This is a genomic window from Fibrobacter succinogenes subsp. succinogenes S85 (genome assembly GCF_000146505.1).
GTDB classification, from domain to species: Bacteria; Fibrobacterota; Fibrobacteria; order Fibrobacterales; family Fibrobacteraceae; genus Fibrobacter; species Fibrobacter succinogenes.
In genome coordinates, this window is record NC_017448.1 from 114,255 (window position 1) to 126,127 (window position 11,873).

At 45.6% G+C, this 11,873-nt stretch carries 10 protein-coding genes; 5 read left to right on the plus strand and 5 right to left on the minus strand.

Annotated elements, in window-relative coordinates:
- Nucleotides 1-8 precede the first annotated feature (8 nt).
- The 5 genes from FSU_RS00505 to FSU_RS00525 all read right to left on the minus strand — a co-directional run bounded on the left by FSU_RS00505 (nt 9) and on the right by FSU_RS00525 (nt 6,094).
- A complete protein-coding gene (locus tag FSU_RS00505) occupies nt 9-203 on the minus strand; it encodes a hypothetical protein (RefSeq protein WP_155808821.1) in 195 nt (64 codons plus the stop codon).
- A 63-nt stretch (nt 204-266) separates the two neighbouring features.
- Nucleotides 267-2,339, minus strand: a complete 2,073-nt coding sequence (metG, locus tag FSU_RS00510; protein WP_015732436.1) for a methionine--tRNA ligase — start codon at nt 2,337-2,339, stop codon at nt 267-269.
- A gap of 25 nt (nt 2,340-2,364) precedes the next feature.
- Nucleotides 2,365-3,468: a BspA family leucine-rich repeat surface protein gene (locus tag FSU_RS00515; protein WP_014544961.1), complete on the minus strand. Its 1,104-nt coding sequence runs from the start codon at nt 3,466-3,468 to the stop codon at nt 2,365-2,367.
- A 3-nt stretch (nt 3,469-3,471) separates the two neighbouring features.
- Nucleotides 3,472-4,116, minus strand: a complete 645-nt coding sequence (locus FSU_RS00520; RefSeq protein WP_014544962.1) for a hypothetical protein — start codon at nt 4,114-4,116, stop codon at nt 3,472-3,474.
- A 34-nt stretch (nt 4,117-4,150) separates the two neighbouring features.
- A complete protein-coding gene (locus FSU_RS00525; protein ID WP_014544963.1) occupies nt 4,151-6,094 on the minus strand; it encodes a BspA family leucine-rich repeat surface protein in 1,944 nt (647 codons plus the stop codon).
- Nucleotides 6,095-6,314: 220 nt separating this feature from the next.
- Between FSU_RS00525 and FSU_RS00530 the strand changes: the two genes are divergently transcribed.
- From FSU_RS00530 to FSU_RS00550, 5 genes are all read left to right on the plus strand, one after another.
- The gene (locus FSU_RS00530; RefSeq protein WP_014544964.1) at nt 6,315-6,836 is read left to right on the plus strand and encodes a nitroreductase family protein; all 522 of its coding nucleotides are present in this window, start codon (nt 6,315-6,317) and stop codon (nt 6,834-6,836) included.
- A 32-nt stretch (nt 6,837-6,868) separates the two neighbouring features.
- Nucleotides 6,869-8,452, plus strand: a complete 1,584-nt coding sequence (locus FSU_RS00535; protein ID WP_014544965.1) for a bifunctional metallophosphatase/5'-nucleotidase — start codon at nt 6,869-6,871, stop codon at nt 8,450-8,452.
- Nucleotides 8,453-8,525: 73 nt separating this feature from the next.
- On the plus strand, nt 8,526-9,968 hold the full coding sequence (gene purB, locus FSU_RS00540; RefSeq protein ID WP_014544966.1) for an adenylosuccinate lyase: 1,443 nt from the start codon (nt 8,526-8,528) through the stop codon (nt 9,966-9,968).
- A gap of 268 nt (nt 9,969-10,236) precedes the next feature.
- A complete protein-coding gene (locus FSU_RS00545; protein WP_015732437.1) occupies nt 10,237-10,758 on the plus strand; it encodes a hypothetical protein in 522 nt (173 codons plus the stop codon).
- Between the two features lie 239 nt (nt 10,759-10,997).
- Nucleotides 10,998-11,870, plus strand: a complete 873-nt coding sequence (locus FSU_RS00550) for a TIGR02172 family protein (RefSeq protein ID WP_420805922.1) — start codon at nt 10,998-11,000, stop codon at nt 11,868-11,870.
- Nucleotides 11,871-11,873 lie beyond the last annotated feature (3 nt).

Genomic DNA, 11,873 nt, shown 5'->3' on the forward strand with positions numbered 1-11,873 from the left:
GGAACTCCTTAAAGAATGTCTGCCGGCTTTTCGAGGACATCTTGAGTGCCAATCCAATCGACGGATTTGGCGTCATCGACGCGGATGTTGTTGATGATGGCAAGTGCGATGCTGAATGCGGCAATGCCGAGCAGGACAATCCAATTTAAGGATTTGAGGTAGACGAGAGCGTCTTGATAAATCTTCTGAATTCTTTCTTTCATGTTGTTCAATATACAAAAAAAGAACCCACCGTTTGGCGGGCTCTCTTTCGTTCTTTCTATTAACTAGTGAATTCCAGCGCCGTCAGCGACGTCGCAGGTCACCGGCTTGCCGTTCACTTCGAGAGCGAGCGCGTCACAGAACACGGCGCCACCCTTTGCGGTAAGGGCAATCTTTTCGAAGTCCTTGACCTTGAGCTCGCGCGGTTCGCTCGGGGTCACACCCTTGAACAAAGCGCGGTCACCCGGCTTTGCATTTTCCGGGACGCTTACGAGTCTGCACTTGTGCGTTTCCGGTTCGAGGTCGCCTGCAAAGAGCATACCCTGGCTCATGATGCCACGGAGGGCGCTCGGTTTCAAGTTTGCGAACAAGAGAATCTTGCGGTCCTGGAGTTCGTTTGCCTGGTAGCTGCTCTTGAGGCCGCTGCAAATCGTACGAAGTTCGCCTTCGCCTGCATCAACCTTGAGTACGTACAAGCTACTTGCATCCGGGTGGTCAGCAACTTCCTTAATTTGTGCAACACGGAGGTCCATAGCGGCCGGAACGTCAGCTGCCATAAGCGGCTTGTTCTGCTTCGGCTTGGCCTGCTGCGGTTCTGCTTTCTTGACTTCTTCTTCGATACGCGGGAAGAGCGGCTTGCCTTCGCCGAACTTTTCGCCACCCTTGAGGATGCCCCACACGAGGTCGTTCTGGTCGGTGAACTTGCTACCGATCATGGCGAGACCTTCTTCGCTCTTGCCCGGGATGACCGGCCAGAGCATGCTGAGCGAGAGACGCACGGCTTCGGCAGAAATGTAAAGCACTGTTGCGAGTTCGTCCTTCTTGGATTCGTCCTTGGCGAGCTTCCACGGAGCCTTGATTTCGAGGTAGCGGTTGATGCTGCGGACGAGCGTCATGATTTCTTCGACGACTTGGGAGAGCTTGACCTGCGGAACCCATTCCATCACGTTTGTGCGGACGCGGTTTGCAATCGTAATCACTTCGTTGGCGGCATCGTCGAGAGCGTTCGGAGCCGGGAGAACGCCGCCGAAGTTCGTGAGTACCAAGCGGTGGACGCGGTTCAAGACGTTACCGAGGTCGTTAGCGAGGTCGCTGTTGATGCGGCGGACAAAGCCTTCGTGCGTGAAGTTCGCGTCCTGACCGACAACCATTTCACGAGCGAGGAAGTAGCGGAAAGCGTCGATGCCGTACTTTTCCATGTAGTCCATCGGGTTCACAACGTTACCTGCGGACTTACTCATCTTTTCGCCACCATTTACGAGCCACCAGCCGTGGGCGAGGATGTGCTGCGGGAGCGGAATGTCGAGAGCCATGAGCATGGTCGGCCAATAGACGCTATGGGTCGTCAAAATGTCCTTACCGATGAGGTGGTAAGAGGCAGGCCAAATCGGCGTGCCGTCAGCATAAGTCTTGTGGAAGGCGGTGGAGGCGCTCACGTAGTTGAGGAGGGCGTCAAACCAGACGTAAGTCACGTAGTCCGGGTCGAACGGCAGCGGAATGCCCCAGCTGAGGCGGATCTTCGGACGGCTGATGCAGAGGTCGTTCAGCGGCTGGCGGAGAAATCCGCGGATTTCGTTCCAGCGGTAGTCCGGCACAATCCAGTCCTTGTGCGATTCGAGGTAGTCAATCAGCTTCTGCTGGTAGGCGCTCATCTTGAAGAAGTAGTTCTTTTCCTTGAGCCATTCCACCGGGCGGTGGCTGATCGGGTCGCACTTGTTTTCGTCGAGTTCGTCTTCGCTGAAGAAGCGTTCTTCGCCAACGGAGTACCAACCTTCGTATTCCTTCGAGTAAATTTCACCCTTGTCCCAGAGCTTTTGCAAGCATTCCTGCACGTAAGCCTTGTGTTCCGGCATCGTCGTGCGGATGAAGAAGTCGTTCTGGATGTTCATCTTCTTCCAGAGGTCTTCGAAGCGGTGGTAGTATTCGTCCACGTGTTCCTGCGGAGTCACGTTACGCTTGGCGGCGGCGCGCTGCACCTTCTGGCCGTGTTCGTCGGTACCGGTCAAGAAGAATGTCTGGTAGCCGATGATCTTGTGGAAGCGGGTAAGGATATCTGCGAGAACGGTCGTGTAGGAATGCCCGATATGCGGGGCATCATTGACGTAATAAATCGGAGTAGTGACGTAAAAATTTTTCATGTCGCACAATTTAGAAATTTTATCGTCAAAAGTCGAGGGTCTCTTTATACCACTTGGGAATTTTGCCGTTTTTTTCTAGTGCGGAATCATAGAACATTTCGTACATGCATTCCACTTTTGAAACGTTCCAATTACAGATATTTCCAGTGAAATGAGATCCAGAAAACATTTCAGACATATCCTTGACATTGGATACATCCCATTTGCTAATATCTCCGTTAAATGGAGAATCTCTGAACAATTCGTGCATCATCGTGACATTGGACGTATTGATAAAGTTTAAGTCGCAATTTGGACCGTGTAACCACATTGCTGCATCAATGAGATTTAGCAAGTGTTCGCGATTCAATGCGATAACGTTTCCATCGAAATCGGTTGCGTTTTCGAGCATGAGCGGATAAATTTTGTTGAGCCAATTTTTTGCTTTCCCCGTTTTTTCGAATTGGGAATCTTGGAACATTCCGTGAAGGTCTAGCAAACGTTCTGTTTCCCACTTGCTGATGTCTCCTTTGAATTCTGAACATTCGAACATGCCGTTCATATCTTTCTCATGGGAAACGTCCCAGTTACTGATGTCGCCATTGAACTTGGATCCAGCGAACATGCTGTTCATGTTTTTGACTTTGGATACGTTCCATTTGCTGATATCGCCATTGAAAGGGCTATTGCAGAACATGGAATACATGTATTCGACATTGGACACATTCCACTTGCTTATATCGCCATTGAATTGCGATTCAGCGAACATGGAATGCATGTCTTTGACATTGGAAACGTTCCAGTTACTAATGTCTCCGTTGAACAGGGATTCGATAAACATGGAATGCATATCTTGGACATTTGATACATTCCACTTGCTTATATCGCCATTGAATACGGATTCAAAGAACATGCCGTCCATGCGTTTGACATTGGATACATCCCATTTGCTGATGTCGCCGTTGAATTTATGAAACTCATTGTTGAAAAAGCTAAATCTACTGAACAATCCTGACATATCCGTTATGTTGGATACGTCAATAAAGTTCAAATCGCAATTGGGACCATCTTTTTCGATGGCTTCTTTGATTAGTTGTTCTAGGTGATCGCGGTCGCGGGCGATGATTGAGGTGTGGGGGGATGAGAGCATGGGTTATATTTCAAGCAGATAATACCAAAAATTTTCGTTTGCCTTATTCCATTTGATATTGTAAGATCCTTCAATTTTTACAAATGGTGGTTCAGTTGATTTTTTTGAATTTATTGGATTATTGATTTTTCCATGGATCGGCTGTTGTGCAAAAAATTGGTCGCTGTTATTATAAGAATTCTCTGATGATCGGAAAAGAGAATAAATCGGTTTTAGTTCGTCATTGGTATTTTTTTTGCCAATCACCATAAATGATCCGCCTTTTCTGTCTGTATTTATTAGAGCTAGACAAAAAGTCTTGGTGAAAGAAAGATTCTTTTTTACAGATTCCATAAACTGAATATCTGCTAAAAATTGAAACATTCGTTTTGGGTATGCTCCATTTGTAGGATATTTTAACTCAATAGCGTATTTTTCATTATCTTTGCCGATTACGTAAAGATCCATTTCTTTTTTTATGAAATCTTTAGAATATTCTTTGCCGAATTCGGCCATAACGTTCTTTTCAAAATAAACATTGAATCCGTTGTTCCTTAAGAATATTCCAAGCTCAAACTGCAACGAAAATTCGTTGTAGATATACTCGGTGTTTAAATTTTTTTTGAGAAAGTCTTCAATACATTGTTTGATATTATTTTCTTCATTCATTTTTATTTTCTTTGCTTGTTATTCAATGTGGTGTTTACTTCATGCCCAACAGTTTTTTCCACTTAGCAATTGCTTCTTGGGTGAGTGTTTTGTTCTTGGATTTCTTTTCAAAATCGCTTGCAGGAACAGGATAATAGACATCACCGTTTTTATCTGGTTCGCTATGGTCAAAGTCGAGGATGCTTTTGATTTTCTGTCCTTTTTTATCCAAAAGGTAAAGTTCTTTTTTGCTGTCTTTGGATGTGCAACGAAGGTTGTCACTAAAATCTTTGCAACTGCGACCTGCGGAATCGTAGTTGCCTTCCAAATAATAAGGAATTTTGAAAATAACGAGTCCTTTTTCTGTGCTTTTGTTTGGTTCAAGCAATTTTTTGACGGGCAACGCGAAAATTTTTTGCTGGCTATCGCCATGGACTACAACTTGGAATTTTTTGATTTCGCAGTTGTTGCCATATTCGTCCATGTGCTTTACAAATTCACTAGATTGAGGATTCCAATCTTGGTCGTAATCTTCTAAGAATTTTGCTCTAGTTTCGTTAAAGTCTATGCAATACCAGAAATTTCCGCCTTTTGCATTGCCGTTGCCGACACCCCAAGATTCGAGTTCTGTAAATTCTGTGCCTTCCCAGTGGATGTTGAATTCAAGACCCTTTTCTGCCATATCTTTATAGACTTCGATTGGCGGTGTTTTAGCTGTTTTGAATGTTGTTTTTCCACTTAAAATTTTGTTTAATGCAGCACCTTTTTTGCCAAAAATTTCAGGAATGTTTTTTTCATTATAGATGCTGTTGAATTTTTTGATTTGAGCATCGCTCATGGTGATTGTATTCAACATAAACAAGTTTTCGGGCTTTTTTGTGGATGGCTTTTTTTGTGATGCATTCTTGCTTTTAGAGACCCCTTTGGGAAGGTTATCGCTTTTTTCAAGCAAAGAATCACTGAAAATGACCTTCTTGTTTTTTACTTTTGAAACATCCCACTTGCTGATGTCACCGTTGAATTGAGAACGTGCGAACATGTAGTCCATGTCGGTCACGTTAGACACGTTCCAGTTGCTGATGTCGCCGTTGAATATAGATTCAGCAAACATTCCTTGCATGTTTGTGACTTTTGATACGTCCCAGTTGCTGATGTCGCCGTTGAATTGAGATCGTCCGAACATGAAACTCATGTTGGTCACGTTAGACACGTCCCAGTTGCTGATGTTGCCGTTGAATTGAGATCGTCCGAACATGAAATTCTTGCCGGCTTCGAACATGAAACTCATGTCGGTCACGTTAGACACGTTCCAGTTGCTGATGTCGCCGTTGAATTGAGAACATTCGAACATGTAGCTCATGTTGGTCACGTTAGACACGTTCCAGTTGCTGATGTCGCCGTTGAATTGAGAACCTGCGAACATTTGGCTCATGTTGGTCACGTTAGACACGTTCCAGTTGCTGATGTCGCCGTTGAATTGAGAACATTCGAACATGTAGCTCATGTTGGTCACGTTAGACACGTTCCAGTTGCTGATGTCGCCGTTGAATTGAGAACATTCGAACATGTAGCTCATGTTGGTCACGTTAGACACGTCCCATTTGCTGATATCGCCATTGAAAGGGCTATTGCAGAACATGGAATACATGTATTCGACATTGGACACATTCCATTTGCTGATATCGCCGTTGAATTGAGAATATCCGAACATGTTGCTCATGTTGGTCACGTTAGACACGTCCCACTTGCTGATATCACCATTGAATGAGGATCCGTCGAACATGTAGCTCATGTCGGTCACGTTAGACACGTCCCATTGGCTGATGTCTCCGTTGAATTTGCTTAATGCAAACATTCGGCTCATGTTTTGGACTTTAGAAACATCGATGAAATTAAGGTCGCATTTTACACCATTCTTTTTTATGGCGGCTTTAATCAACTTTTCAAGATGCTCTTTGTCCTTCGCGACGACTTTTTCTTCGGTCTTTTTTGTAGCCATTGTTTAATTCTTTATTTTACCTAATGGAATATATCCTTTTTTCGTAAGAATATTATAGAATTTTGACGCACCTCGTTTTATTATCGTTCGTGAAGTGGTCTTTTGTCGAGATATTTTTGGAAATATTTTAATATAATTGCTAAGAGGAATGCTTTCTATAAACATTGTTGACAGAGGTATATTGTTTTTATAGATATACAGAAAAAGGAAAGGAGTACATATGTCATTTATTGATTTGGCTAGAAATCGTTTCAGTTGCCGTGCTTTTAGCGAACAGGAAGTTGAACCCGAAAAACTGATGCAGGTGCTCGAAGCGGGCCGTATCGCTCCGACGGCGGTAAACGGTCAACCGGTGTTTATCAAGGTTCTCCATTCTCCCGAAGCGCTCAAGAAGATTCGTGGCATCACGCGCATGGCGTATAACGCTCCTGTGGTGCTGATGGTCTGCTACGACGACAACAAGGTCTACACTCCGACGACCTACATGGACAATTTCAAAAGTGGCATTATGGATTCGAGCATTATTGCAACTTCAATGATGATGCAGGCGACCGACCTCGGACTTGCAACGCTCTGGGCACGCGGTTTCAATGCTGCTCACATTGAACATGAATTCGGTTTCGAGCCGAACATCAAGCTTGCTTGCCTTTTGGACATTGGCTATGCCGACCCGCAGAACGGAGTGCCGTCTCCTCGTCACGACGTGCGTAAGCCGATGAATGAATTTGCCGAAAAGCTTTAATACAGGCAAAAATTTGCAATTATAGAGGGGGTATGAATAAGCTAAAGTACTTGTTGCCTTTGGTTGTTTTTGGCGTGTTTTCTTGTTCGGGGAAACAGCCTCAAGTTGAAGGGCGTTCGAATGCTTTGGCTTCGCCCCGGAGCATCGTAGTTGTTTACGAAAACGACGTCCATTGCCAAATGGATGGCTATGCAAAATTTGCGGGTCTTCGCGATGCGATTGCTGATACGGCTGATGTCTTGACTGTTTCGTCTGGTGATTTTTTGCAGGGCGGTGCGATGGGGAGCATTTCTCGTGGCGGCTATGTTGTAGCGCTCATGAATGCTGTCGGTTACGATGTCGTGACGCTTGGTAACCATGAATTTGATTATAAGATTCCGCGCTTGATGGAACTTTCTGATTCCATGAACGCAGCAATCGTTTGTGTGAACCTTGTGCAGAAAGGAACTTCGACGCCGCTGTTCAAGCCCTACGTTTTAAGGCAGGTTGGCTCCAAGAAAATTGCTTTTGTCGGAGTGCTGACTCCGCAAACTTTAGTGGGGGAGTCTTACGCATTTACGGATGATTCGTTAAAGACTTTGTACGATATTCCTGCGGAGAAAATTTTCAATCTCGTGCAGTCGGCGGTTGATGATGCGCGTAAAGCAGGTGCTGATTATGTGATTTTGCTTTCGCATTTGGGGCTCGTGCCGCCGGTGAGTTCCGTTGAGGTTGTTCAGAAAACGACGGGGATTGACGCTGTGCTGGACGGACATTCGCATAGCGTTGTTAATGAAGAATTTGTTTTAAATTCTAATGGCGATAGCGTTCTTTTGTCGCAGACGGGAACGAAATTCCAGAATGTCGGCGTGCTGGATATTACTCGCAACGGAAAATTCCACTCACGCTTGATTCCGATGGATAGCGTCGTTGCAGTGAACCAGAAAGTCGCAGCAGCACACGATAGCTTGCGTTCTTTGACAGCCGCCGATTTACAGAAGGTTGTCTCGAATACGAAATTTGAATTGACGATTAATAGCGATGACGGAAAACGTTTGGTTCGCAAGGGCGAAACGAACTTGGGCGATTTGGCGGCGGATGCCATGCGCTTTTCAGTAGGGGCGCAAATTGGAATTGAAAATGGCGGGAGTGTACGTGTGACGATTCCTGCGGGCGATGTGAAATATCAAGATGTTCTGAACGTGATGCCCTTTGGAAATGGCATGTGCTTGATTCGTGCGACCGGGCGTCAAATTAAGGATGCTCTTGCACAAGGGGCTTCGAAATTGCCTGAGGAATCTGGTGGATTCTTGCACGTTTCGGGACTCCGCTATACGGCTGTCGTTGATACGAAAAATGATGGTGATGCGGCGCAAGTACGCATTGAAAATGTGCAGGTAGAGACGGAAAACGGCTTTGTTGCCATTGACGAGAACGCATTATATACGGTCGGTTTGTCGTCTTATGTGGCGTATGAGGGCGGTGAAATTACAGCCTTCCGCGAAAGCGAAATAGTTCTTGACAAGGTGATGACCGATAGCGATGCTATGGTGAAATTCTTGAAAAGCTTGGGCGACGAAATCCCTGAGACTTATCGCAAGTCCCAGGGACGAATTCAGGTGAAATACGTTCGGTAAGAAAAATGCCCCTTTTAATGTGTTCTGCAAATTTTTATCTTTGCTTTTGTAAAACTTAAAAAAGGATAGAATCATGCGTGATCAATTCGAAAGCCCGCTTATCAAGCGTTATGCTAGCAAGGAAATGAGTTTCATCTTCAGCCCGCAGTACAAGTTCCAGACTTGGCGCAAGCTGTGGATTTATCTCGCCGAATCCGAAATGGAACTCGGCCTTCCGATTACGCAGGAACAGGTGGACGAACTGAAGTCTCACGAAAAGGACATCAACTTCGAAGTCGCCGAAGAAGAAGAAAAGCGCCGCCGTCACGATGTGATGAGCCACGTTTACGCTTACGGCGTGCAGTGCCCGAAGGCTAAGGGCATCATCCACCTCGGTGCAACGTCTGCATTCGTGGGCGACAACACCGACCTTATCCAGATGCAGCAGGCTATGATCCTCGTGCGCAAGCGTCTTTGCCGCGTGATGGACAAGCTTTCCAAGTTTGCTATGGAATACAAGGACATGGCTCAGCTCGGTGCAACGCACTTCCAGGCCGCTCAGCTCACGACTGTTGGTAAGCGCGCTTGCCTCTGGCTCCAGGACATGCTCATTGACCTCGAAGAATTGAACTTCCTCATTGAAGTGCTTCCGTTCCGCGGCGTGAAGGGTACGACCGGTACGCAGGCTAGCTTCATGGACTTGTTCAACGGCGACGAAGAAAAGATTATGGAACTCGACCGCCGCGTGACCGCCAAGGCTGGCTTCAAGCGCGTGCTCACCATCACCGGTCAGACCTACACTCGTAAGTGGGACAACCGCGTGAACCAGGTGCTCAGCTCCATTGCTCAGAGTTTGCACAAGTTCGCTACTGACATGCGCCTTATGCAGGGCGTGAAGGAAGTCGAAGAACCGTTCGAAAAGACTCAGATTGGTTCCTCTGCCATGGCTTACAAGCGTAACCCGATGCGCAGCGAACGCATTTGCTCCCTTGCCCGTTTCGTGATGGCCCAGGTGAATAGCACCGCCTTCACGCAGGCAACGCAGTGGTTCGAACGCACACTCGACGATAGCGCCAACAAGCGCTTGGCAATTCCTGAAGCATTCCTCGCTATGGACGCCATGCTCATCATCGCTGAAAACGTCACGAACGGTCTCGTCGTTTATCCGAAGGTCATTGAAAAGCGCATCATGGCTGAACTCCCGTTCATGGCTACCGAAAACATCATCATGGAAGGCGTGAAGAATGGCGGCGACCGTCAGGAACTCCACGAAGAAATCCGCGTGATGTCCATGGAAGCGGGCAAGGTCGTGAAGGAACAGGGTAAAGACAACGACTTGCTCGAACGCGTGCTGAAGAACGAAAAGTTCCAGAAGCTCGGCATCACCGAAGCTAAGCTTAAGGAAATCCTCGACCTCCGCAAGTTCGTGGGTCGCGCTCCTGGTCAGGTCGTGAAGTTCGTGACTGAAGAAGTCCGCCCGGCTATCGAAGCAATCCCGGCATGGGATTCTATTGATGCAGGTGAATTGAAAGTCTAATTTGCCTTATTGCCGTCGCGATACGGCATCACCGCGACTCTCGACGTACGACTTGTACGCCTTCGGTCGCGGATTCTTTGTCTCGCTAGGCACTAAGTCAAATTAGTCGTTTGTGAACTGTTCGCGCCTCGTCTTGCTTGATTCTAAAGCAATTTTGGCGATTTTGTGAATTTACCCCATTTTCTTGATGGGGTAATTTTTTTTACGTTAAGTTGTGTATTTGGGGGAACGAATAAAAGTATTTTAATGATATTCATGAGGAAATGTAATGAGCAAAAAATGGATAATTCTTATTATAGCGATACCTTTGCTTGCATATTATATCTACGACTGTTTCTCGTATAAGCCTCCCAAAACGGATTTTGTTATTTACCGGGATATAGGTTCTTATGCTCGCTACGACATGTCTTCTTTGGATGATAGCTTTGACAACATTATTTCGTACTCCATAAATTCTCTTGATGCAAATAGGGTTAAACGTGGAAAGTTGAAATGGAATGATGATTCCAGCGATGCCTACATTTGCACCATCAAAGAAAACGATTGCGTTTGGGAAAAAATCGACCAAGAAAAGAGACTTCATCTAACGAAGCTGAAAACTGCAATTAAATTTTATGTAATGGAAAAAGAAAGTAATGAAGTGCATTATTTAGATGGAGAAACATTCAACATTGAGTTCATTGATAAAAAAGAACGCTTATTCTACGTTTTGAGTATAAAGGAATTGCCGGACACCGCAGAAAAAGCAAAAGGCGTATTTGAATGGTTAGAAAAAATAATCTATGATTAAAAAAACGAGTCCTTGCGGGCTCGTTTTTTGCATTGTAACTAAATGATGTTACGGCTTGAATGGCGGAATATAATCATCGCCTTCGTTACTGCGATTATGCGGTTCCATATACACCCTCCTTTCCTTTTTGGATGACGAAAATATATTTAGTTTTTCACGATTTTCCATGTGAAATCTATCACGGTGTGATTTTGTTCACTTTTGAAAAAAGCGATTTTTTTTGTGATTTCTCCAATAAAATGGTGTATTTTACCATTATGGAGAAAATTGACTTATCACAATGGACGATGTTCAGCAATCGTCACAATTCCGAGAACTACAATAGTCCGGATGGCAAATGGATGCTGAAATTGGGTTTTCCGGGGTTTTGCTCGACGAAGGAGGAATTGCTCCGCGAGCAGGATATTTGCCGGAAAGTGGTTTCACTTGGAATCCCGACGCCACATGTGGGCGATATTGTCGAACAGGACGGTCGTTTGGGCCTGATTTACGAACGCATCGTGGGGAAACGTTCGATTTCGAAATGCGTGGGCGAAAATCCAGAACATCTTGAGGAATACATCAAGGTTTTTGCAGAACATTGCAAAAAGCTGCACTCCACGTCGTGCATTCCTGGCACGTTCCAAGATGCGGAGGAGAAGTATTCGCGCTTGATCGAAGAATCGAAGATGTTCCCTGAGAATGTCAAGGAATTTGCGCGTAACCTCATTAAAGAAACGCCAAAGGTTTCTCGTTGCGTCCATGGTGACATGCAGACGGGCAACTTGATTGTCAATGATAATGGCGCGTACTTTATCGATTTGGGCGAGTTTGCCTGCGGTAACCCGCTTTTCGATTTAGGTTGCTATTTCTATTTCTGCCATTATCTGCCGGATGATTATTTGCTGGCGGCCCACTACATGAATGCGGCGATGATGCACAAGTGTTGGGACGTGTTTGCAAAGTATTATTTTGGTGCAGATACTCCGGAGAAATTGGCGGCGGTGGATGCTCGCGTCAAACCGTACGTGCTGTTCCCGATTCTCGATTTTGAGCATTTGATGGCCGAAGATGCAAATTTAAAATACCTGGAAATGAATTTCCAGGTAGCTCGAAAAGACTTGGGTTTGTAAGCG

Excerpts from the sequence above, each read along its gene's own strand:
- FSU_RS00505 (WP_155808821.1), bottom strand. The coding sequence starts at position 203 with ATGAAAGAAAGAATTCAGAAGATTTATCAAGACGCTCTCGTCTACCTC.
- metG (WP_015732436.1), bottom strand. The coding sequence starts at position 2,339 with ATGAAAAATTTTTACGTCACTACTCCGATTTATTACGTCAATGATGCC.
- FSU_RS00515 (WP_014544961.1), bottom strand. The coding sequence starts at position 3,468 with ATGCTCTCATCCCCCCACACCTCAATCATCGCCCGCGACCGCGATCAC.
- FSU_RS00520 (WP_014544962.1), bottom strand. The coding sequence starts at position 4,116 with ATGAATGAAGAAAATAATATCAAACAATGTATTGAAGACTTTCTCAAA.
- FSU_RS00525 (WP_014544963.1), bottom strand. The coding sequence starts at position 6,094 with ATGGCTACAAAAAAGACCGAAGAAAAAGTCGTCGCGAAGGACAAAGAG.
- FSU_RS00530 (WP_014544964.1), top strand. The coding sequence starts at position 6,315 with ATGTCATTTATTGATTTGGCTAGAAATCGTTTCAGTTGCCGTGCTTTT.
- FSU_RS00535 (WP_014544965.1), top strand. The coding sequence starts at position 6,869 with ATGAATAAGCTAAAGTACTTGTTGCCTTTGGTTGTTTTTGGCGTGTTT.
- purB (WP_014544966.1), top strand. The coding sequence starts at position 8,526 with ATGCGTGATCAATTCGAAAGCCCGCTTATCAAGCGTTATGCTAGCAAG.
- FSU_RS00545 (WP_015732437.1), top strand. The coding sequence starts at position 10,237 with ATGAGCAAAAAATGGATAATTCTTATTATAGCGATACCTTTGCTTGCA.
- FSU_RS00550 (WP_420805922.1), top strand. The coding sequence starts at position 10,998 with ATGGTGTATTTTACCATTATGGAGAAAATTGACTTATCACAATGGACG.